We start from the raw sequence: 23129 nt of genomic DNA, 5'->3' as shown, positions 1-23129 counted from the left end.
CAGGCTGGACTCAGCGCCCACCGTCCTCGATCAGCCGCAGCAGCCCATCGGGGCTGACCGGCTTGACCAGATGCTGGCCGAAGCCGGCAGCCTTGCTGCGATCGCGGTCGGTTTCCTGCCCGTAGCCGGTCAGGGCGACGAAGCGGCACGGATGGTCGCCCAGCGCCTCGCGCAGCCGCCGCACCAGCTCGTAGCCGTCCATCACCGGCAGGCCGATGTCGAGCACCGCGACGTCGGGCGCAAAACGTTCGACGATGCGCAGCGCCGAGACTGGGTCGTAGACCACTTCGACGTGATGGCCGTAGGCCGTCAGCAACTGCGCCAGCGCCTGCACCGAATCGACGTTGTCGTCGACCAGCAGCACGCGGCGCGCATCGGCTTGCGCCACCGCGGCGGCCGGCTCCTCGCGGTGCGCCGCGGCGACCAGTTCGGCGCTGGCGGCCGCGGGCAGCCGGATCGTGAATTCGCTGCCGTGGCCCGGCCCTGCGCTGGTGGCCGACACGCTGCCGCCGTGCAACTCGACCAGATTCTTGACCAGCGCCAGGCCGATGCCGAGCCCGCCCTCCTGGCGGTCGATCTTGCGCGGGCCCTGATAGAACAGCTCGAACAGATGCGGCAGCATTTCCGCGGCGATGCCGATGCCGTTGTCGCGTACCTGGATCACGATGGTGCCACTGGTGCTATTGGTGCCATTGGTGCCATTCGTGCCGTCCGTGCGGCCCGCGCCGACCTCGTTTCCTTCGTCATCGTGCCGTGCCGACAGCTGGATCTCGCCGCCGATATCGGTATAGCGCGCGGCGTTGGTCAGCAGATTGGCGACCGCCTGCGCCAGCCGCACCGGGTCGCCTTGCCAGACCAGCGAGCGGTCCACTTCGAACGACAGCCGATGGCTGCGCTGCTCCAGCAGCCGGCTCGCCATCTCGACGGCCTTGGTCAGCACGTCGGCAAGTTGAACCGTCTCGATCTTCAGTTCGATGTTGCCGCGCGTGATGCGCGAGACGTCGAGCAGATCGTCGATCAGCCGCACCAGATGATCGACCTGGCGCTCGATGATGGCCCGTTCGCGCTGGGTCTCGGTGGAACCGCGCATGCGCATCAGCTGCAGCGCGGTCACGATCGGCGACAGCGGATTGCGCAGCTCGTGCCCCAGCATCGCCAGGAATTCGTCCTTGGCCTGGCTGGCGCGCTCCAGTTCGCGCAGCAGGCGTTCGCGCTGCTGCTCGGCGAGCTCGCGCGCGACGCGGTCGCTGGCGTCGCGCGTGAAGCAGCGCGTATAGCGCAGCTTGCCGTCCTCGAAGCAGCCGTTCGAATGGATCAGCACGGGTTTGATGCTGCCGTCCTTGCAGCGCAGCCGGGCGGGCTGGTCGTACAGCGTCTCGCCGGCCTTCAGGCTGTCCAGAATGTCCTCGATCACCGCCGCATCGACGTGGAAGTCGGTGATCGGGCGTCCCACATACTCGTCGTAGCGATAGCCCAGCATCTCCAGTTCGGCCCGGTTGGCCCACAGGATGGTGCCGTCCGCCGCGACGCGATGCACGCCCTCGGCGGCATTGTCGAGGAAGTCGGTCAGCTCGATCTCGCGCCGACGCAACGTCGATTCGGCCTCGCGCAGCCGCTTGACCTCGTTCTCCAGCGCCAGCGCCTTCTGCTGCCATACCGCGGCGCGCAGCGTGCTGTCGGCGATATCCGGTGCCTTGCCAGCGGCGGTGGCGTAGAAGTGGGTGTGGACGTCGCAGACGCAGCGGAAGTGCCGCGCCTGCTCGTCGCTGGCGAACACCCGATGCGGATACGCGCACAGCAGCCTGAAGCCGTGGCGCCGGATCAGATCGTTCCACAGTTCCTCGAGCCGCAGCGCGGCGTCGTGCATGCCTTGCTCGCACAGCAGCGCGACCATCTCGCCGAACGCGTGCAGCGGTGGGGCACGCCGCGCTTCCGCGGCCACCAGCTCGCCGACGCTCGCCAGAAAGCGCTGTTCGTCCGGCCATCCGTCGACCATGAAGCGGTCCAGCGTCGCCTGCGCTGGCAGCGTGATCAGATTGCCGGTGTACCAGGGCCGATCGTCCCGTCCCGGACCGAGGCCGCTCAGCAGCGGCAGCAGGGCGTCCAGATGTTCCTCGGTGGCGATCAGGATCGCGCTGCCGCCACAGCGCAAGGCCTCGTCGGCGAACTCGCGCACGTCCGCGAGAAGGATCGAGTCCTCGTCGTAAAAGCGGACCATGTGCGAGGGATCGGGCTTGGCCAGATGCCCCGGGATGACGGCTGACATGGGAACGGTGTGGGCGCGCTGCGTCGTGGAGAAGGCCCCATGATACTGCGCGCGCGTGCGGGCACGGTCAAATTGCTCGGCGACGGGGACGAAATGCCTGTGGATGCCGGGCGGAAAGCGGCGGCGAAGGCCCCGTAGCGAGGCCGTGCCCGATATACTCTGCGCAACACTCCCACCGATGCCGCCACGCAAAGTGTCCACCTCGTCATCCAACAAGAACAAGACGCCGGTACCTTCCTACGATTTCACCGATCAGGTCGGCCACCTGCTGCGGCGGGCCTATCAGCGGCATGTCGCGATTTTCCAGCAGACCATTCCCGATTCGCAGCTGACCGCGGCGCAGTTCGTCGTGCTGTGCGCGGTCAAGGAGCGGCAATCGTGCTCGCTCAGCGAGATCGTGCGCGCCACGGCAATCGACCAGGCCACGGTGCGCGGCATCATCGAGCGGCTGAAGGCGCGCGAGCTGATCGCGGTGTCGCACGATCCGAGCGACCGGCGCAAGGTAGTGGTCACTGTCACGCCGGCGGGGCTGGCGCTGATCGACGAGACCATCCCGTTCGCGCACCAGATCACCGAGCAGACCTTCGGCGACCTGAATCCTGCCGAACGCGTTGCGATCACCTATCTGCTCAAGAAGATGAGCGAGTTCGACGAGCGGGAGCCGGGGGCGTAAGGTTCGAACGCGGTGGTTGTCGTTCCCGCGCAGGCAGGACCCAGCGGCTTTCAACCGGCAAGAGCAGAGACACTGGGTCCCCGCATTCGCGGGGACGACGATGCTCCGTTCGCTGCCGCTTCCGCCAACGCCGCCCGCAACGATTCCGGCGTGAAGGGCGGCCGGCGCAGCCGCAGGCCGGTGGCATCGAACAGCGCATTGGCCAGTGCCGGCGCACCCGGCAGCGAAGCCGATTCGCCGGCGCCCAGCGGCGCCTCGTGCTGGCGCGGCATCAATACCACCGAAATCGGCGGCAGCTCCGGGAACGTCAGCAGCGGATAGCTGCCCCATTCGCGGCTTGCCACGCCGTCCGCGTTGAAGCGCACCTGCTCCTTCAGCGCGCGGCTGAGGGTCTGCACCACATTGCCATGCACCTGATGGCGGACGCCGTCGGGGTTGACCATCATGCCGGTGTCCTGGCCGACCACCACGCGCAGCACGCGGATGCTGCCGCTGTCGGGCTCGACCTCCAGATCGACGACCCACGCCGACCAGGCCGCGCCAAAGCCGGGAAACTTGCTGTGGATATAGCGGGCATAGGCGATGCCGCGGCCGCGCAGCTTGCCATCGGCATCGGGCGTGCCGCGCGTACCGCGCTGCCCCTCGCGCCACAGCGCTTCGTTGGCGACAGCACTCAGCAGCTCGGCCGCGCGCTCGTCGCGAAGGTGGCGCAGCCGGAAGGCCAGCGGGTCAGCGCCGGCCTCGTGCGCGAGTTCGTCGATGAAGGACTCGTGCGCGAAGGTATTGGGCAGCGCCGACACGCCGCGCAGCCAGGCCGCGCGGACGATGGCCGGCGTATCGTCGCAGGCGATGCGGGTTCGCGCGTAGTCGTAGGGCGGTACCGCGGTGCGGTCGCCCATTTCCAGCATGCGCGGCGCCGGATCGACGGTGCCGGTCAGCAGCAGCGCCAGCGTCGGCGCGTCATTCGACGGATAGCGGCTGACGAAGTCGTAGCCCAGCAGCGCGCCGTCGGCGCCCAGCGTGCCCTGCACGTCCATCAGCTGTGCGGCGCCCTTCGGCTCCCACAGATGTTCCTGCTCGCGCGACAGCTGCACGCGCACTGGCCGGCCTACCGCGCGGGACAGAAGCACCGCGTCGGCGCAGACATCGTCGGCGCAGTTGCGGCCATAGCAGCCGGCCGCCTCCATCCGCACGATCTCGATCCGGCCTTCGTCGAGGCCGGTCAGGCGCGACAGGTCAATGCGCAGCACATGCGGATTCTGCGTGCCGGACCAGACCGTCAGCGTGCTGCCGCGCCCGTCGTTGCCCTCGCCGTCGCGCCACTCAGCCACGCCGCAGGACGGCCCGATCGATGCATGCATCTGGTAAGGCCACACATAGCTGCGCTTCAGCGTGGCGGCGGCTTGCCTCCGCGCCCCAGCGGCTTGGTCCTCCGCGCGCAGCGCGCGCCGTTTGGCCGGATTGGCGCGCAGCGCCGGCTCGGGGTCCTCCAGCGGCGGCAACGGCGGCACGGCGCGCCAATGCACGCGCAGCCGGCGCGCTGCTTCGATGGCTTGCTCCTCGCGCTGCGCGACCACGCCGACGAAATCGCCGATCGTCACGACGTCGACCACGCCCGGCACGTCGCGGATCGAGTCCCGATCCACCGAGACCAGGCTGCGGCCGACGAAGTCGCCGGCATCGCGCCCCGCATACGGGGGACGGATCACTCGCCCATGCAGCATGCCGGGCACGCGCACGTCATGGACGAAGGTCAGCGCGCCGGTGGCCTTGGCCGGAATATCGACGCGCGGCGCGGCCCTGCCGACCACGCGATAGGCGCTGGCCGGCTTGGTCGCGACCTCGTCGGCAAGCGGCAGTTCGACGTGATCGTCGCCGAGCAGCGCACCGTAGTCCAGGCCCGTTTCGGCCGGGGTATCGTTGCCAGGTCGGGCCGGCTGACGGGCCCGAATGCGGCCGTCGTCGACGAACAGGCTGTTGGCCGACACACCGAGGCGCTCGGCGGCACGCGCCAGCAGGAACGCGCGCGCCTGCGCCGCGGCGCGGCGCAGCGGCTGCGCGGAAATCTGGATCGTTGCGCTGGCGATGGTCGGGCCCTGGTTCGGCGTGGCATCGGTATGCCCGAGCACCATGCGGACCGAAGCGAGCGGCACGTCCAGCTCCTCGGCGACGATCTGCGCGAGCGCGGTGCGGATACCCGTGCCCAGATCGACGTGGCCATTGAAGGCCAGCACCTCGCCGTCCGCGCGCACCGCGACGAAGACATCGGGCAGCGCCGGTACATAGTCGGACGCAGCGCCGGGCTGGCCGGGCGCCGGTTTGGGCGCGGCCTGCGCGGCGCGCGTGATCAGCAGCACGCCGCTGGCCTGCGCCAGCGCCCTTCTCAGAGCCCGCGGAGAGTCATCGTCGTGCATCGGCATTGGCTTGGTTTCCCTTCGATGGCGGACGCGCCGCCATGACCTCGACATGGCCTTGTGCGGCCGGCAGGGCCCGCGGCCGCCCGCACCTTCGACAGTTATACTGGCAGCTTCGCAACGCCAGATCCTCGCAACCGACGACATGACCACCGCGACGGCAAAAACCAGGGCAGCGGCCGGCACGCGGGCCCGGCAAGCCCAGGATACGCGCGCCAAGATCCTGAAGGCGGCCATCAAGGTGTTCGCCGAGCGCGGCTACGACGGTGGGCGGGTCGAGCGGATCTCGTCGCTCGCCAAGACCTACGACCGGATGATCTACTACTACTTCGGCAGCAAGGAAAAGCTGTTCGTCGAAGTGCTCGAGACCATCTACACGCAGTTGAACGAGGCCGAGCAGGCGCTGGAGCTCGATCCGGACAATCCGGTGCGCGCGCTGATGCAGCTGACCGATTTCGTCTGGCACTACTACCTGGACCACCCCGAGTTCGTCGCGATCCTGACCAGCGAGAATATCAGCCAGGGCCGCCATGCGAAGAAGTCCGGCCGGCTCAAGGAAATCTCGAGCTACGCGCTGTCGGTTCTCGACGGCGTGCTCGAGAGGGGCAAGGCCAGCGGCCATTTCCGGCCGGAGGTAGGCGCCCGCGACATCTATCTGGTGATTGCCTCGCTCGGCTACTTCTACAACTCGAACCACCATACGCTCAGCGCCTTCCTCGGCGAGCCGATGATGAGCAAGCCCGCGCTCGAGCACTGGCGCGACGTGATGCAGCACACCGTGCTGAACGCGGTCTGCCGGCCGGCCATTGCCGCGGAGCAGGCCGCTGTGGAGGAACCGCTGGCGGCTTCGCAACCGGTCAAGGCCGCGCGCAAGCCGGCGCGCAAGACCGCGAACAAGACCGCGATCAAGAGCGGGCAGAGCGCCCGCGTGGCGGCGGCCGGTTGAAGCGGGGCGCATCGGCGGTCTCGCGCTTCTCGTCGAAGCCTTAACGGGCCTGCGCCGCGGCGATCGCGGCCAGCGCCTCGTCGCACGGCATCACGGTCGCGTACTTCTGCTCCATATCGAACAGATTGGCCTGATGCGGCCCCAGCGCGCGATCGCCGACGCAATCGGACAGCACCAGCGGGCGGAAGCCGTACGACATCGCGTCGACGACGCTGGCACGCACGCAGCCGCTGGTCACGCAGCCCGCCACCAGCAGCGTGCGCACGCCGCGGTGCGCCAGCCAGGCCGCCAGCGACGTGCCGAAGAACGCCGACGGTACCGTCTTGCGCACCACCAGCTCGCCGTCGCGCGGCGCCAACTCGGGCACGATCGCGCTGTCGTGGCTGGCCTCCTTCAGCGTCAGCATGCCCGGCACCTTTTGCGTGAAGACATTGCGGTCGGCGTCGTCGTCGGCAAAGACGATGCGCGTATGCGCGATCGGCCAGCGCTGCTCGCGCGCGGCCGCCAGCAGCGGCCCGGTGTTGGCGATTGCCTGCGGGATATTGCCGCCGCCGAACACCGCCGGATCGGCGAAGCCATTGACGAAGTCGATGATCAGCAGGCCGAACGGCGCGGCGATCTCCATGGTCGCGCCAAAGCCCTGGCGCTGGTACGTCGACACTTCATCCTGCATGTCTGGCTCCATCGGTTCGATAATCGAAGGCTTGCTGCATCGGCCCGCCGCCATCCATCACGCGGCCACGTTCCACCACCGTCTCGCCATCGAGGCTGACGGTGCAATGACGCACCGGAATGTCGATGTGGCAGGCGGTGGTGCGGCTGCCGCCGGCCTCGTTGTTCGGGCCGAACGAGCACAGGAAGTTGCCCTCGTAGGCGCGCGCGTCCATGCCGATGGTGGCCTCGCGGTCGTACATCGCCAGCGTGGACCAGCGCGCCCGTGGCTGCAGGCCCCAGCCGATATGCGACATCGCATAGGCCTCCGGGTCGTTGAACGAGGCCATGTAGTCGGCCAGCAGCTCGGCGTCGAGCTCGCCGTCGATCGACGTGACATAGCCGTTCTCGACGGTGATATCGATCGGCGCCTGCAGATAGGACTTCATCGGCAGCAGGATGTCGCCGCGATCGAGCACGATGCGGCCGTTGGTACCGCCCTCGTTGGGCCAGGTCAGCACGAAGCCGCTGGGCCAGTGGTCCCAGCGGCCGGGTTCGTCGACGAAGCCGTACTCGCTGATCGCCGGGAATTCGCCGAGCGCGCAGCGCAGGTCGGTGCCGGCGTCGGAGACGATATGCATCTCCCGCGCCCGCGACAGCCGCGCCGTGGCCGCGCGCACGCGGGCGCGGTCCGCTTCCGTCGGCACGAGCCGCACCAAGACCTCGGGCGGCTCGACGGCCAGCAGGATCTTCGTGCCGGTGGCGAGGATCTCGTGCTGCTCGGGCGAGAACAGCAGCGTCATCAGGTCGAGCACCAGGTCGCTGGCCTTCAGCGCCGCGATCGCGGCCGGATTGCCGGTCAGCGGCGTGGTGCCCAGATACGCCAGCGAATCCCGGCTCAGCGCCTTCTCGGCATTGACCGGCGGCAGGTCCAGCCGGTTGACGATGGCGCCCATCGACGAGGCCGCCAGCAGCGCGGTGCGCATTGTCTGTGGATGCGTGGCGGCGCTGGTCAGCACCGTGACGCTCTGGCCCGGCTGCAGCTTCGACAGCGTCAGCACCTGCTTCCAGGCCTGCGTCAGATCATGATCGCTTACCGGCATGCGTTCTCCTTGCTCGGTGAATCGGTGAGTCGGTGATGAGTCGCGGCGCGCTCATGCCTGCAGCGGCGCGCCGAGGAAATCGCCGAAGGCGCGATAGAAGCCAGCCTCGTCGTCCCACGGAATCATGTGGCCGGCGTCGGGCACGCGCGCGACCTGCAGCTGTGGCATCAGGCCGCGGATTTCCTCGACGTCTTCCGGGCGGATCACGTCGCCGCGGCCCGCGACCATCAGCAGCGCCGGCACGGCGACATGCGGCATGTCGGCATGCACGTCGTCCTGGTGGAAGCCGTCGAAGCTCGCCACCACCGCGCGCTCGTCGCAGGTATGCAGCCATTCGGCGCGCAGCCGCAACTGCGCCTCCGTCCAGGTCGGACAGAACGCGCGCATGCCGTCGACATCGATGCCCCGGCGCGCCAGCCGGATCGAATCGACATACCAGGGCAGTTGCGAGGGGTAGGGCCGGCGGCCAGGGCCAGACACCGGCGGGTCGATCATGGCCAGGCGAACCAGGCCGGCCGGCTTCGCGCGCGCCGCACGCAGCCCGATGCGCGCACCCATCGAATGGCCGACCACGCTGTAGCGCTTCAGGCCCAGCGCCTCGGCGAAGGCGATCACGTCCGCCGCCTGTGCATCGAGGCTGTAGTCCAGCGCCTCGCCCGCTTCGGACAGGCCGCGGCCGCGCACATCGAGCACATAGGTGTCGAACTGGCGGCCGAAGTGTTCGCCGACGAAGCCCCAGGTCACGGCCGGGCTGGTGATGCCCGGCACGACGATGACCGGGTCGCGCGCCTCGCGGCCCTCGCCAGGGCCGCCGTAGCGCAGGTAGTGCTGGCGGATGCCGTTGGCGAAGACGTTGGCGCCGTAGAGAAAGGAGGTCGTCATGGCTGTCTCCGCGCGGCTCAGTACGCGCCCGACAGCAGCGTGCCGCCGCCCGGCACCACCGCCTCCAGGTCCAGCGCCTTCAGCATCGCATAGGTCGTCGCGATCGCCGCGGTGATCACCGGCTTGCCGGTCATCGCCTCGACCTTCTCGACCACCGGCAGCGACGGCATCTGCACGCAGGCCGACAGCACCACGGCATCGACATCGCCCGTATTCATCTGCGCGACGATGGCCGGCAGGCGGTTCGGATCGTGGCGGCCCACTTCCAGGTTGTCGGGGATCTCCAGCGCGCGCCAGTCGACGACCTCGTAGCCTTCGTTCCGGATGTAGTCGACCACCAGCTCGGTCAGCGGTTTCATATACGGCGCGACCAGCGCAATGCGTTTGGCGCCGATCACCTTCAGCGCGTTGACCAGCGCGCCGGCGCTGGTCACCACCGGCGCGGTGCCGTCGTTCTCGGCGGTGCGCGACTGCAGCCGCTCCTCGGACACGCGGTGATAGCCACGCCCCATCGACATGATCGCGACCAGGCAGGCGTAGCCGAGCACGTCGACGCGCGCATCGCTGAGCTCGATCGCGCAGCGGTCCGATTCGGCGTCCATCGCGGCGAGTTCCTCCTTCCTGACCGTCTTCATCCGCATCCGGCTCGAATGGAACGTGAAGCGTTCCGGCCGCACCAGCTGGCGCGCCGCCAGCATCGCAGGGATCTCGGTTTCCATGGTGGTGTTGGAGCTCGGCACGATCTGGCCGATCCGGAAGACTTTCTGCACTGTCGACTCCGTTTTGTCGGTATAGAGGGGCGCTACGGCGAGCCGTCTTGCGCGTGTGTCGGACCATTGTAGTGTACACACTGTATTACTACAACCAGATCCGACGCCGTGCCGAATGCACCATTTTAGTAAGCACTCAACGAACGAAGGACGAGAATGGTGCTTGATTTCACGCTTTCTGCGCATTGCAACGTTACAGGCACGTCGATACCTAGGGATTACACTGAGTCCGGGCAATCCGCCTTTACGCACAAAAATATGGTGTGTACACTCAATTCAAATCGCTGGCCGCGGCCGGCGCGGACCGTGTTTGATTGGAAGTGATGGCCAGGAGAAAAACGTGCAAGGCAAACCTCGTATCGCCGTGATCGGTGCAGGACTGGGAGGAACGGCCGCGGCGGCGCTGCTGCAGCGTCAGGGTTTCAACGTCAGGCTCTATGAGCAGGCCCCGGCGTTCTCGCGGCTTGGCGCCGGCATCCATGTCGGGCCCAACGTGATGAAGATCATGCGCAGGATCGGCATCGAGGACGGACTCAATGCGATGGGCTGCCATCCGGATTACTGGTACAGCCGCGACTGGGAGACCGGCGAGGTGATCGCGCAGATCCCGCTGGGCGACTACGCGGTGTCGCACTATGGCGCCACCTATCTGACCGTGCACCGCGGCGACTTCCATGCGCTGCTGACCGATGCGGTCGCGCCCGGCACGCTGCTGTTCGACAAGAAGCTGACGCAGGTCGAGGATCTGGGCGACGTGGTGCGCCTGAGCTTCGCCGATGGCACCGTCGAAGAGGCCGATATCGTGATCGGCGCCGACGGCGTCAATTCGAAGATCCGCGAAACGCTGCTGGGCGCCGAGCCGCCCAAGTACACCGGCTACATCGCGCACCGCGCGGTGTTCCCGATTTCGCGCGTCAAGGGCTTCACGCACGACCGCTGCACCAAGTGGTGGTCCGACGATCGCCACATGATGGTCTACTTCGATACGAGCAAGCTCGACGAGATCTACTACGTGACCGGCGTGCCCGAGCCCACCTGGGACATGAGCAAGAGCTGGCTGCCGAGCAGCATCGAGGAGATGCGCGCCGCGTTCGATGGCTGGCACCAGGGCGTGCAGTCGCTGATCGAAGGCACGGTCGAGGTCACCAAGTGGCCTTTGCTGGAGCGCGATCCGCTGCCGCTGTGGAGCCGCGGCCGTCTGGTATTGCTCGGAGACGCCTGCCATCCGATGAAGCCGCACATGGCGCAGGGCGCGGCGATGGCGATCGAGGACGCCGCGATGCTGACGCGCTGCTTCGTCGAAGCCGGGCTCGATGACTTCGGCACGACCTTTGCGTTGTACGAGGCGAACCGCGCCGAGCGCGCCGGCAGGGTGCAACGGGTCTCGCACGAGAACACCTGGCTGCGCACCAACGAGAATCCCGACTGGTGCTTCGGCTACGATGTGTTCGAGGTGCCGTTGGTCGAGCCCGCCGTCCCGGCGGCAGCCAGCACGGCAACCGCAGCCGCAGCGGCCTGAGCGCAGGCCTTGCGCGGGTCCTCGGGCCCGCCGGTGCGATGCGGCCGGCGCGGTTCGGCCGCAGATGAACCGTGAATCCCGGAGGCGCGGCAACTTCGCATTGCCGCCCCCAAGCCAAGCCAGCCCCATGAGCGTGTCCCGCCCCCCCAGCCAGCTCGCGCTGAACGTCAATTGCACCGAGCGATCGGTCTGCGCCGACCCCGCGACGCCGCTGCTCTATATCCTGCGCAACGACCTGGAATGCAACGGGCCCAAGTATGGCTGCGGGCTGGGCCAGTGCGGGGCCTGCACGGTGCTGATCGACGGCGTGGCGGCGCGTTCCTGCGTGGTGCCGGTCAGGGCCGCGGTGGGGCACGCGGTCACCACGCTGGAAGGCCTTGCGCAGGGCGAGCGGCTGGATCCGGTGCAGCAAGCCTTCATCGATGAACAGGCGGCCCAGTGCGGTTACTGCCTGAACGGCATGATCATGACCGCCAAGGCCTTCCTGTCGACGCATCCCGACCCCACCGACGAACAGATTCGCGAGGCGCTGCGCTTCAATCTGTGCCGCTGCGGCACGCACGTCGAGATCGTCCGCGCGGTCAGGCGCGCCGCGGACTTGCTGCGGCAGGCCCGCGCACAGGCGGAGCGCCGATGAACGATCTGGCCAAGGTGCCGGGTAGCGGCGAACTTTCTGAAGGCGCGGCCGTGACGATGCCGGTCCGTCCGCCGCCCGCGCGCGAACAATGGCTGTTCGGCGAAGTCGTCCGGCCCCGCGGTCCGCTCGGTGTGAGGCTGCGCGCTTTCGATGCCGAGGCGGCACGCGCGGTGCCCGATGTGGTCGCGGTGGTCGCGCGCGGCAACTTCCTCGCCGTGGTGGCGCGCTCCCCGGAGCAGGCTGCCGCCGGTGCCGCCGCGTTGCGGCCGGTATGGTCGGATGCCGGCGGACGTGCCGACCAGCGCGTTCCGCGCCGGCGTCGCATCGTGGCTTCGCATGGCGACGCAGCCTCGGCGCTTGCCGCCGCGCCCTCGCGGCTCGAACAAACCTATCGCTGGCCGCTGGCCGGCATCGCGCCGCCCGCGGCCACCGCGATCGCCGACTGGCGCGAAGGCGAGCTGCGGGTCTGGCTGCCGGACAGCCGGCCCGGTGCGCTGCGCGCCGAACTGGCGAAGCTGCTCGATATTGCCGAAACCGCCGTCACGCTGGTCTGCTGGCACGAGGGCGCCGATATGGTCGATATGGCCGGCGGCGCGGCGGGGGCGAGCGTGTCCCACCATGCGGCCGCCGATGCCGCGCTGCTGGCGCAGGCCGTCGGTGGGCCGGTGCTGGTTCGCTTCGATGCCGCCGCGTTCGACGATGCTGCCGGATGGATCGAGACCCGCATCGCGAGTGCCACGAACGGTGGCGACCCGGCCGGCAATGTGGTCGCCATCTCCGCCTATCAGGTCACGGCCACGCCAATGCCCGTGGAGTCCCGGCCGCTGGCCTCGCTCCAGACCGGTACGCCGTCCGCGCTGTCGGATATCCGCGTGGACGATGACGCCGCGCTGGTGCCGCCGTATTGGATCGACCATCTGGAAGCCGTGTCAACGGACACGGCGCACCCGACCGCTGCCCTCGCCGTCAATCCATTGGCAGGCGCCGTTGCGCAGGTCTTCGCGCGCGAGTCGCATCTGGACGAAGCGGCCGCGCTGGCCGGCGTCGATCCGGTCGCGCTGCGTCTGAACCATCTGCAGGACGAGCGAGGCGCGGCACTGGTTCGGCAGGTCGCGCTGCAGGCCGCATGGCAGACCCCTGCGCTGCGCGCCGCTACTCGCGACGCGTCGGCAGGCGTTCGCCGCGGGCGCGGCTTCGCCTACGCCAGCGTGCTCGACGCCGATGGCGAGCAGCCGATGCAGAGTTGGGCGGCGTGGGTCGCCGACGTCGAGGTGGATGCGTTCAGCGGCGAAGTCAGCGTGACACGAGTCACGCTGGGCCATGACAGCGGCGAATCCACACCATCGCCTCCGTCCCGTGGCGGGCGGGCCCCTGCGCCGGCGCTGGAACACGATATTGCGGAGGCGACGCGCCGATTGACCGCGCCGGCGCCGTCGTTCGACAGCTGGCACGTTGCGCCCGATGCCGCCACCGCGCTGCCCGCGACGGTTGGCACGCTGCCTCCCGAGGTCCGCGTCGTCGGCGGCCTGACGACGACCGCGGGTCTGCGCGGCAGTGCCGCCGCGACGCTGCCCGCCGCCGCCGCGATCGCCAACGCCATCTTCGACGCCACCGGCGTGCGCCTGCGCGAGCCGCCGTTCAGCGGCGAACGCGTGCGCCTGGCCCTCGCCGGCGAATGCGCGGAGGACCGGCCGGCAAGGCGCAAACGCAATTGGCTGCTTGCGGCCGGCGCGGCCATCGCCGGGCTGTGCGCCACCGTGATGCCATGGCGATCTGCGATCGCGCCCGTTGCGCCCCCCGAGCCGGGCTTCTATTCCGCCGCGACCATCGAACGCGGCCGCCTGGTGGCCGCGGCCGGCGACTGCGCGGTCTGCCACACCGCGCCCAACGGCGCCAGGAATGCCGGCGGCCTGCCGCTGGAGACGCCGTTTGGCACGATCTACAGCACCAATATCACGCCCGATGTCGACACCGGCATCGGCAACTGGTCGTATGCCGCGTTCGAGCGCGCGATGCGCGAAGGCATCCATCGCGATGGACGCCGGCTGTATCCGGCCTTCCCCTACACCGCGTTCGCGAAGATCAGCGACGGCGACATGCGTGCGCTGTACGCCTATCTGATGTCGGCCGAACCGGTGCTGTCGCAGGCGCCGGAGACCGCGCTCGCGTTCCCCTTCAACCTGCGGCCGCTGATGGCGGGCTGGAACCTGCTGTTCCATCGCAACGAGCCGTTCCAGCCCGACCCGTCGCGCTCGTTGCAATGGAATCGCGGCGCGTATCTGGCCGAAGGGTTGGGACACTGCAGCGCATGCCATTCGCCGCGCAATGCGTTTGGCGCGGAAAAGGGCGGCCGCGCCTACCTGACCGGCGGCGAGGCCGAAGGATGGGAAGCACCGGCATTGACCGCGCTGTCGCGCTCGCCGATTCCCTGGACCGAGGAAGACCTGTTCCAGTATTTGCGCACGGGCTACTCCGCGCGCCATGGCGCGGCGGCCGGGCCGATGGCGCCGGTCGTCGAAGAACTCGCGCAATTGCCCGAGAGCGACGTCCGCGCGATCGCGCACTACGTCGCATCGTTCAACGCGCCGCCGCCGGATGCCGCCGCGCTGGACCGGCAGGCGCGCGCGCTGGAGCAGCGCAGCGCGACACTGGCCCGCACGATGACCGGACCCGCCGACCGGCTCTACCAGAGCGCCTGCGCGGTCTGCCACCAGTCCGACCAGGGCGTGCCGATGTTCGGCGTCAAGCCGTCGCTGGCACTGAATACCAATCTGCATGGCGACAAGCCGGACAACGTGATCCAGGCCGTGCTGAAGGGCATTCCGGCGCCGCCATCGAATGCGCTGGGCGAAATGCCCGGCTTTGCCGACAGCTTCGATGACAAGCAGGTCGCCGAACTGGTGCACTACCTGCGCGCCCGCTTTGCGCCGGACAAGCCGGCCTGGCAGGGCGTCGACCAGGCGGTGGCGCGAATACGCGGCAGCGCGTCCGCCGCCGGCCACGGCGCGCAATAAGTTCGACGAGGTCGCCGCCACCCGCCAGCGCTTCCGAAGACATTCCCGATCACGATGCGGCACGCACTGCATCGGACCCCAGTCACGCCGACTCCGCACCTTGCGTCATCGACGCCGAGGCGGGGACGGTGTTGACGCCAGCACCCGAAGGTAGACCAAGCAAGGAGCGAAGATGTCGTATCAGTACCCTCAAGGAACGGCCGGCGTGCTGGCCCCAACGACGGAACCGGATGTCTACCGCAAGGTGACATGGCGTCTGATTCCGTTCTTCTGTCTGTGCTATCTGGCCGCCTATCTGGATCGGATCAACGTCGGCCTGGCCAAGCTGCAGATGCTCGACGACCTGAAGTTCAGCGAGACCGTCTACGGCCTGGGCGCCGGCCTGTTTTTCGTCGGCTATATCCTGTTCGAGGTGCCGAGCAACCTGGTGCTGCAGAAGGTCGGGGCACGCATCTGGATCGCCCGCATCATGGTGACCTGGGGCCTGCTGTCGGGCGCGACCATGTTCGTCACCACGCCGACGCAGTTCTATATCGTGCGATTCCTGTTGGGTGCGGCGGAAGCAGGCTTCCTGCCCGGCGTGCTGCTGTATCTGACCTACTGGTATCCCACGCATCGCCGCAGCAAGATCATCGCGCTGTTCATGATCGGGCTGCCGCTGGCCAGCATGATCGGCAGCCCGATCTCGGGCTGGATCATGACGGCGTTTGCCGGCGTCTACGGCTATGCCGGCTGGCAATGGCTGTTCTTCCTCGAGGCGCTGCCCTCGGTGCTGCTCGGCGTGATGGTGTTCTTCTATCTGCCGAACAATATCGACTCGGCGAAATGGCTCGATGCCGGCGAGAAACGCACGCTGCAACGCAATCTCGAAGCCGACGTGCTGGTCGAGAACCAGCATTCGCTGAAGGCAGCCTTCACCGATCGCCGCGTCTGGATGCTCGGCGTGATCGACATGTGCCTGCTGATGGGGACGTACTCGATCGGCTTCTGGATGCCGACCATCATCCGCGATTCCGGCGTTGCCAGCCCGCTGCATATCGGCCTGCTGACCGCGATTCCGCATGCCGTGGCGGTGGTCGCCATGCTGATCAACGGCGCACACTCGGACCGGACCCGCGAACGCCGCTGGCATATCGTGGTGCCGGTGCTGTTCGGCGCCGTCGGGCTCGTCGCCAGTACCTTCGTCACCGGCCATACCGGCGCGACGCTGGCGCTGCTGACGCTGGCCAACGTCGGCATCGTGGCAACGTTCCCGGTGTTCTGGTGCCTGCCTTCGACCTTCCTCAGCGGTACCGCGGCGGCCGCCGGCATTGCGCTGGCCTGCTCGATCGCCAACCTCGGCGGGTTTGCGGCGACCTATCTGCTGGGGTGGATGAAAGACACGTTCCACAGTCCGAGCGCCGGCCTGATCCTGTTCGCGGTGTGCCTGCTGGGGAGCTGCCTGCTGGTGCTGGCGATGCCGGCGAAGACGGTCAATCGATAGGCGCGCGGCAATGTTGGCCGGGGCGCTGCGGCGTGCTCGGCCCCATTGCCCGGCCGCGGCCCGGTGAAGGTCCTCGCCTTCGCCGGGCTTTTTTACGTCCGCCGATGTCCGTCGTGGGCCGGCGGATCATTCCATGCAGTGGAATTGCGGGGGTGTGAGCCAGCGTCGCAGGCCCTAAGCTGTCACCAACAAGAAAGCGCGCCGCTGCGGTCGTTCCGGCTGCCAAGGCGCTCCCATCTTCAGGAGACAGACATGCATTGCACCCGCACCGGATTCTTCCGACGTGTTGCCATGGCGGCCGCCGCCATCTCGTTGACGATGGCCGCCGCCGCGCCGTCGTTGGCGGCTTACCCCGACAAGCCGATCCGCATGGTCGTGCCGTTTGCGCCCGGCGGCGGCACCGACCTGATCGCGCGTGCCATGGGCGTCACGATGAGCGAGGACCTTGGCCAGCCGGTGATCATCGACAACAAGCCCGGCGGCGGCACCATCATCGGCACCGAGGCGGTCGCCAAGAGCGCGCCCGATGGCTACACGCTGGTGATGGCCACCATTGCCCATGCCGTCAATCCGAGCCTGCACCGCAAGCTGCCGTTCGACACCGACAAGGCATTCACGCCGGTGATGCTGGTGGGCCGCTCGCCCAATGTGCTGGTGGTCAAGCCGGACAGCCCGATCAAGACGGTGCAGGACCTGATCGCCGCCGCGCGAGCGAAGCCCGGCAAGCTCAACTATGCGTCGCAGGGCGCGGGAACCTCTGCCCACCTGGCCGGCGAGCTGTTCAAGAGCATGGCGAAGGTCGACCTGATCCATATCCCCTATCGCGGTGCCGGCCCGGCGATCACCGATCTGCTCGGCGGCCAGGTCGACATGATGTTTGCCACGGCGGCCGCGGTGGCGCCGCACCTGGAGAGCGGCAAGCTGCGCGCGGTCGCGGTGACGACGGCGCAGCGTTCGCAGGCCCCGGGCCTGAGCAAGGTGCCGACAATTGCCGAGAGCGGGGTGCCGAACTACGCCGCCGACAGCTGGTATGGGCTGTTCGCCCCCGCCGGTACGCCGCCGGCGGTGATTGCACGGTTGAACGAGGCGGCGAAGAAGGCGGTGCAGACGGAGTCGTTCCGCAAGCGGGCCGAGCAGGAAGGCCTGAACATCGGCGGCGGCACGCCGGAAGAGTTCGGCCGCTACGTCAAGGGCGAAAGCCAGCGCTGGAGCAAGGTCGTCAAGCAAGCCAACATCACGGTCGACTGAGCGCGGCCGGACAACCAGATAACGAGACAACGAGACAACCAGACAACCAGAACAGGATCATGGACCCATATTCCCTTATCGAGCTGCGGGTGGAATCAGGCATCGCGCTGATCACCTTCAACCGCCCGGACAAGCGCAACGCGATGAGCGACGACATGCGCGCCGAGTTCATCGACGCCCTCGAACGCGTGGCGGCCGACAAGACGATCCGGGCGCTGGTGCTCACCGGCAATGGCAAGGGCTTCTGCGCCGGTGGAGACGTCGCCGGCATGCAGCGCCGCATGGAAGCGCCGCAAGGCGAAGTGGCCTTCAACGGCTGGAGCCGCCAGCAGCGCGTGCACCACACCGTCAAGCTGCTGCACACGATGCCGAAGCCGACGATTGCCGCGGTCAACGGCGCCGCGGCCGGCCTCGGCGCCGATACCGCGCTGTGCTGCGACTTCGTGCTGGCCTCCGAGGCCGCGTCGTTCTCCTGGTCCTATATCAACCGCGGACTGATTCCGGACGGCGGCGGCATGTACTTCCTGCCGCGCCGCGTGGGATTGTCGAAGGCGAAGGAACTGGTGTTCAACGGCCGCAAGGTCGATGCGCAGGAGGCGAAGGCGCTGGGTATCGCCGACCGCCTGAGCCAACCGGAGACGCTGATCGCCGACGCGCTGGCCTGGGCGAAGGAACTCAGCCAGGGCTCGGCCACCGCGATCGCACTGGGCAAGAGCATCATCAACCAGTCGTTCGAACTGCCGGCCGACCAGGTCTTTGCGCAGGGCAGCCAGGCGCAGGGCATCTGCTACACCAGCACCGAGCATCGCGAAGCCGTGCTGGCCTTCCTGAACAAGACTGCCAGCAAGGGCTGATTCATGAATGCCATCCAACGACTCGTCAGTCCGCGCAGCGTCGCGGTGATCGGTGCATCGGCCGATCCCGCCAAGACGGCCGGCCGTCCGGTGTCCTACCTGCGCAAGCACGGCTTCGGCGGCGCGATCTATCCGGTCAACCCGAAGGTCGAATCGATCGACGGCTTGCGCTGCTATCCCGATATCGCGTCGCTGCCGGAGGTGCCGGACGTCGGCATCGTGCTGCTCGGCGCCGAGCGCGCGCATCTGGCGGTGCGCGAACTGGCCGACAAGGGAGCGGGCGCCGCCATCGTGCTGGCGAGCGGCTATACCGAGACCGGTGCCGAAGGCGCGCGGCGCCAGGCGCAACTGATCGAGGCGGCCGGCAGCATGCGCCTGCTTGGCCCCAACACGATCGGCCTGGTCAATCTGACCGACAACATCCCGCTGTCGGCCAGCGGCGCGCTGGAAATGGACGCGTTTCCCGCCGGCAATATCGGCGTGGTATCGCAAAGCGGCGGCATCCTTGGCGCGTTGCTGTCGCGCGCGGCGGCACGGGGCATCGGTCTTTCCAAGCTGATCTCCACCAGCAACGAGGTGGACCTGGACCTGGCCGACTTCATGGACTACCTGGCTGACGACGATGCGACGCGTGTGGTGGCGCTCTACATCGAAAGCGTGCGCAATCCCGAGGCGTTTCGCCGCGCCGCGCTGAAGTGCGCCCGTGCCGGCAAGCCAGTGGTCGCCTTCAAGATCGGCCGATCGGAGAGCGGCGCGCGCGCCGCGGTGTCGCATACCGGTGCGCTCGCCGGCGCGGACCGCATGTACGACGCACTGTTCGAGCAGCTGGGCGTGATTCGCGCGCAGTCGTTCTCCGACCTGCTGGACATCCCCGCGGCACTGGCCACAGGCCGCAAGCTCGAGGGCAAGCGCATCGCGATCCTGACTTCGACCGGCGGCGCGGGAACGCTGGTATCCGACAGCCTCGGCCTGGCCGGATTCGACACGCCGCCGCCGGACGAGGACACCGCGCCGAAGCTGCGCGCGTTGCAGAAGGGCGACCATGCCGCGCTCGACCGCAATCCGATCGATGTCACGCTGGCGGGGCTGCAGCCCGATCTGCTGCGCGCGGCGATTCGCACGCTGCTCGACAGCAAGGGTTACGACGCGGTGACCGTCATCGTCGGTTCGTCGGGCGTGGCCATGCCGGACCTGATGGCCAATGCGATCGGCGATTGCCTGGCCGAGACCGACAAGCCGGTGGTCGCCTACGTCAGTCCGCATGCGCCGCAGGCGCTTGCGCTGCTGAACCGCAACGGCGTGCCGGCCTTTGCCGACCCGGAGGGCTGTACCGTTGCGTTCGATGCGATGCTGCGCGCGGCACGGCTCCCAGCCGACGAGGACGCCGGTACCCCGGCGCCGCCGGTACCGCAACTGGATCGCTTCGGCACGGGTTCGCTCGACGAAGCGGCCGCAAAGGGGCTGTTCGCCGCCTTTGGCGTGCCGGTCGCTCGCGAGGTCGTGGTCCGCAATGGCGACGAGGCGGCCGCCGCGGCGCAGTCCTTCGGCGGCAACGTCGTGCTGAAGATGCTGTCCGCCGAGGTCACGCACAAGAGCGATATCGGCGGGGTCGCGGTCAATGTTCCGCCCGAGGACATCGCCGCCCGGCTCGAACGCATGGCCGCCGATGTCCGCGGCGCGACCGGCAGCGCGCCGAAGCGCTTTCTGGTGCAGGAATTGGTCAGGGATGGGGTCGAAGTCATTGTCGGCATGCACCGCGATGCGCTGGGCACGGCCATCCTGCTCGGCATGGGCGGCGTGACGGCGGAGCTGTTCAGCGACACCACGTTGCGGTTGCTGCCGGGCAACGGTGGACTGACGCGCGCCGCTGCGTTGCAGATGGTGCAGCGCCTCAAAACCGCCCCGTTGCTGCAGGGCTTTCGTGGCCGGCCGACCGCCGACCTCGATGCGCTGGCCGATGCCATCGTGGCGTTCTCGCGCATGGTGGCCACGCTGGGCGACAGGCTGGTGGAGGCCGAGATCAATCCACTGTTCGTGCTGCCGCAAGGGCGGGGCGTGGTCGCGGCGGACGGCGTGGCGGTACTGGCCGACGGCGACAACCGCTGAGCGGCATCGGCATGGATGACGCGGCGGCCGCTATCATTGGCAGCCTCTGCGATGCCCCGACGTTGATCATGCCGAACAGCCGCCCCCAGCTCGCGCGCACCCTGCCCGGTCAGGGCAAGGCGACGCCGAACCGGTCCCTGGAGCGGGGCGTGGCGATCCTGCGCGCGTTCCGCGCCGGTTCGTCGATGCTCGGCAACAGCGAGATCGCCGAGCGCACCGGGCTGTCGCGCTCGACCGTCAGCCGGCTGACCCAGACGCTGGTCGAGACCGGCATGCTCGACTACATCCCGCAGGCCCGTGCGTATCGCCTTGGCGTGCCGGTGCTCAGCATGGCGCATGCGATGCGGGACAGCTCCCAGGTTCTCAAGGTGGCCACGCCGATGATGGTGGACGTCGCGATGCGCCACCGCATCAATGTCGGCCTGGCCGTCGCCGATGGCGACGAGATGGTCTACCTCGAATCGTTCCGCTACAACCGCAGGCAATCGCTGCGTACCGTCGTGACGGGCCAGCGCATTCCGATGGCGCTGACATCGCTGGGCCGCGCCCATCTGTCGACGCTGAGCCCCGACGATTTCGCCCGGATGATGGCGTCGTTCGCGAGCAAAGGCGGCGGCCGCGGCTGGCGCGAGCTGCGCAAGGAAATCGAGGCGGCGGTGGACTGGGTGCATCGGCACGGCTACTGCGCGGCCTCGTGGCAGCCCCAGGTGGTGGCCCTGGCCACGCCGATGCGGTTCGACGGCTACGCGGTCCATGTGCTGAACGTCAGCGTTTCCGGGCAGCAGGACACGGCGGCTGCGCAGTCAGCCCTGGCGGGGCCGCTGATGTCGCTGGCGGCGGCGATCGAACAGGGAATGCGCGGCGTGCAGTGGTGAGAGGGCGGGCGGATTGTTTGCGCTGCCGATATACACTCCTCGCGCCGCCGCCGTACAATAGTCGCTCCACAGCCCGCATCCGGATTGACCATGCCTCGAGCGAAAGCCGCGCGCCTCGACACCGACAGCCCTGCCGAACCGCTGGACGACGGCAAGACCGTGTCTGGCATCCAGGTGGACGAGATCGCCGAGCGCGTCCTGGTCGCGATCTGGGAGCACCGCCTGCCGCCGGGGACCAAGCTGGTCGAGGAGAAACTGGCCAGCGTGTTCGGCGTCAGCCGGACCAAGGTGAGGCTCGCCTTCACCAAGCTCGCCCACGAGGGCGTGGTGACGGTGTATCCGAATCGCGGCACCTTCGTCTCCAGCCCCAGCGTGCAGGAGGCCCGCCAGGTCCTGCATGCGCGGCGGCTGATCGAGCCGGAACTGGCGCGCGACCTCGCGGCCGGCATGACGCGGGAGCGCCTGCGGCCGCTGCGCGCGATCACGCGCGAGGAGGCGCAGGCGCGGCGCAAGAATGACCGCCGCACCATCATCCGCCTGTCCGGCGAATTCCATGCGCGGCTCGCCGACCTGTCCGAGAACCAGTACCTGGCGAAATATCTGCGCGAGCTGTGCTCGCTGACCTGCCTGATCATCGCGCTGTACGATGCGCCGGGCGTCCCGTCGTGCCCGCATCACGAGCACGACGACATTCTCGATGCGCTGGAAGCGGGAGACGGCGAACGTGCGGCGACGCTGATGACCGAGCATCTGGCGCATGTCGAAAGCACGCTGCATCTGGACGCGCCGGCCGACGAGGAGGTCGATCTGGAGGCGGTCTTCGCCTCCGTCTGACGCGGCCGCGGCCGCGTTCCGCGGACCAACGGCCCTACGACCGAACGCCCCGACGGCTAACGTCTAGCGATGCTCGATGCGGGCCGCCAGCGCATCGGGGAGCCTCAACGTGGGCTTGGCATCGGGACGGCGGAACGTACCGGCGGTCGCCTTGCGCGTGTTCAATGCAACCAGTCCCTCGGCCTGCTTGACGGCGGCCGCCATCTGATCGACCACGGGCACCGGGATGCGGTCGCGCACCCGCGCCGCCAGCCCGGCCAGCGGCGCGCCGGCGAGGATCACCACATCGGCCTCGTCCTCGGTGACCGCGCGATTGGCCAGCGCCACGAGCAACGCTTCCTTCTCGTCCTGCACATCCGATACCGACGCGAAGGCGTCGTCGAGCATGCGGATGCCGGCCAGCCGGCCGCGCAGCCCATGCATGTCGACGCACTCCTCGTACCACGGGCCCAGCGCGCGGGCGAAGGTGACGATGGCAAAGCGCCGCCCGAGCATGCAGGCGCTCAGCATCGCGGCCTCCGCCATGCCGACGACCGGCAGGTCGAACAGTTCGCGCGCGCCAAGCAGGCCCGGGTCGCCAAACGCCGCGATGATCGCGGCATCGACGTTCACATGGTGTTCGGCGAGCATCTCCAGCGCGATGGCGCCGCCGATCTGCGCCTCGGCACGGGTGGCGATATAGGGCACGCCGCGCGGGGCGGTCAACGGCACCAGTTCGGTACCGGGGGCGGCGGCGTCGCTGCCCGCGGCCATCAGTCGTGCCGTGATGCCTTCGCTGGTATTGGGGTTCAGGACAAGGATGCGCATGGTGTCTTGGGATGGAATCGTGGGTTCGTCAGCTCGGTCCCGGCGGC

Annotated in this window: 18 protein-coding genes; 11 read left to right on the top strand and 7 right to left on the bottom strand. The window is 68.5% G+C overall.

The genetic code is table 11. From position 1 onward, the window contains the following. Window positions 1–10 precede the first annotated feature (10 nt). Complete coding sequence (locus tag B551_RS01805; RefSeq protein ID WP_023263364.1) at window positions 11–2266, bottom strand: ATP-binding protein; 2256 nt, start codon at window positions 2264–2266, stop codon at window positions 11–13. 178 nt (window positions 2267–2444) lie between these two features. Between B551_RS01805 and B551_RS01800 the strand changes: the two genes are divergently transcribed. Further along, window positions 2445–2939: a MarR family winged helix-turn-helix transcriptional regulator gene (locus B551_RS01800; RefSeq protein WP_006577596.1), complete on the top strand. Its 495-nt coding sequence runs from the start codon at window positions 2445–2447 to the stop codon at window positions 2937–2939. Between the two features lie 50 nt (window positions 2940–2989). Here B551_RS01800 and B551_RS01795 read toward each other — a convergent pair whose 3' ends face one another. Continuing rightward, window positions 2990–5359, bottom strand: a complete 2370-nt coding sequence (locus B551_RS01795; protein WP_006577597.1) for a molybdopterin cofactor-binding domain-containing protein — start codon at window positions 5357–5359, stop codon at window positions 2990–2992. A 139-nt stretch (window positions 5360–5498) separates the two neighbouring features. Here B551_RS01795 and B551_RS01790 point away from each other — a divergent pair, with 139 nt between their 5' ends. Then, window positions 5499–6299 carry a TetR/AcrR family transcriptional regulator gene (locus B551_RS01790; protein WP_006577598.1) on the top strand — a complete coding sequence of 267 codons (801 nt, stop codon included), beginning with the start codon at window positions 5499–5501 and terminating at the stop codon, window positions 6297–6299. A 40-nt stretch (window positions 6300–6339) separates the two neighbouring features. Here the strand turns inward: B551_RS01790 and B551_RS01785 are convergent, their stop codons facing one another. The 4 genes from B551_RS01785 to B551_RS01770 are packed head-to-tail and all read right to left on the bottom strand — an operon-like array spanning window position 6340 to window position 9705. Continuing rightward, window positions 6340–6972, bottom strand: coding sequence for an N-carbamoylsarcosine amidohydrolase (locus tag B551_RS01785; RefSeq protein ID WP_006577599.1), 633 nt, complete (start codon window positions 6970–6972; stop codon window positions 6340–6342). Then, a complete protein-coding gene (locus B551_RS01780; RefSeq protein ID WP_006577600.1) occupies window positions 6962–8053 on the bottom strand; it encodes a hypothetical protein in 1092 nt (363 codons plus the stop codon). Before B551_RS01780 ends, B551_RS01785 begins: the two co-directional genes overlap by 11 nt. Before the next feature lie 51 nt (window positions 8054–8104). Next, window positions 8105–8935: an alpha/beta fold hydrolase gene (locus B551_RS01775; RefSeq protein WP_006577601.1), complete on the bottom strand. Its 831-nt coding sequence runs from the start codon at window positions 8933–8935 to the stop codon at window positions 8105–8107. A gap of 17 nt (window positions 8936–8952) precedes the next feature. After that, complete coding sequence (locus B551_RS01770) at window positions 8953–9705, bottom strand: hypothetical protein (RefSeq protein ID WP_006577602.1); 753 nt, start codon at window positions 9703–9705, stop codon at window positions 8953–8955. A 340-nt stretch (window positions 9706–10045) separates the two neighbouring features. On the opposite strand from B551_RS01770, the gene B551_RS01765 reads away from it, so the two are divergent. The 9 genes from B551_RS01765 to B551_RS01725 all read left to right on the top strand — a co-directional run bounded on the left by B551_RS01765 (window position 10046) and on the right by B551_RS01725 (window position 22275). Continuing rightward, window positions 10046–11224 (top strand): FAD-dependent monooxygenase, encoded by a 1179-nt coding sequence (locus B551_RS01765; RefSeq protein ID WP_006577603.1) that lies wholly within the window; start codon window positions 10046–10048, stop codon window positions 11222–11224. Between the two features lie 127 nt (window positions 11225–11351). Further along, the gene (locus B551_RS01760) at window positions 11352–11861 is read left to right on the top strand and encodes a (2Fe-2S)-binding protein (protein WP_006577604.1); all 510 of its coding nucleotides are present in this window, start codon (window positions 11352–11354) and stop codon (window positions 11859–11861) included. A gap of 56 nt (window positions 11862–11917) precedes the next feature. Beyond that, on the top strand, window positions 11918–14875 hold the full coding sequence (locus B551_RS01755; RefSeq protein WP_043436832.1) for a c-type cytochrome: 2958 nt from the start codon (window positions 11918–11920) through the stop codon (window positions 14873–14875). Window positions 14876–15047: 172 nt separating this feature from the next. Continuing rightward, a complete protein-coding gene (locus B551_RS01750; RefSeq protein WP_052511234.1) occupies window positions 15048–16358 on the top strand; it encodes an MFS transporter in 1311 nt (436 codons plus the stop codon). 291 nt (window positions 16359–16649) lie between these two features. Beyond that, window positions 16650–17606 carry a tripartite tricarboxylate transporter substrate binding protein gene (locus B551_RS01745; protein ID WP_023263361.1) on the top strand — a complete coding sequence of 319 codons (957 nt, stop codon included), beginning with the start codon at window positions 16650–16652 and terminating at the stop codon, window positions 17604–17606. Between the two features lie 59 nt (window positions 17607–17665). After that, window positions 17666–18460: an enoyl-CoA hydratase/isomerase family protein gene (locus B551_RS01740; RefSeq protein ID WP_023263360.1), complete on the top strand. Its 795-nt coding sequence runs from the start codon at window positions 17666–17668 to the stop codon at window positions 18458–18460. 3 nt (window positions 18461–18463) lie between these two features. Continuing rightward, window positions 18464–20566, top strand: a complete 2103-nt coding sequence (locus B551_RS01735) for an acetate--CoA ligase family protein (protein WP_006577215.1) — start codon at window positions 18464–18466, stop codon at window positions 20564–20566. 68 nt (window positions 20567–20634) lie between these two features. Next, window positions 20635–21441: an IclR family transcriptional regulator gene (locus tag B551_RS01730; RefSeq protein ID WP_043436830.1), complete on the top strand. Its 807-nt coding sequence runs from the start codon at window positions 20635–20637 to the stop codon at window positions 21439–21441. A gap of 90 nt (window positions 21442–21531) precedes the next feature. Continuing rightward, window positions 21532–22275: a GntR family transcriptional regulator gene (locus tag B551_RS01725; protein WP_023263358.1), complete on the top strand. Its 744-nt coding sequence runs from the start codon at window positions 21532–21534 to the stop codon at window positions 22273–22275. A gap of 63 nt (window positions 22276–22338) precedes the next feature. On the opposite strand, the gene B551_RS01720 is transcribed toward B551_RS01725, so the two are convergent. After that, window positions 22339–23082, bottom strand: a complete 744-nt coding sequence (locus B551_RS01720) for an aspartate/glutamate racemase family protein (RefSeq protein ID WP_023263357.1) — start codon at window positions 23080–23082, stop codon at window positions 22339–22341. Window positions 23083–23129 lie beyond the last annotated feature (47 nt).

This window comes from Cupriavidus sp. HPC(L) (assembly GCF_000307735.3).
Classification (GTDB): Bacteria; Pseudomonadota; Gammaproteobacteria; order Burkholderiales; family Burkholderiaceae; genus Cupriavidus.
The sequence above is the reverse complement of the archived record's forward strand: the minus strand, read 5'-3'. Positions and strand labels throughout refer to the sequence as shown.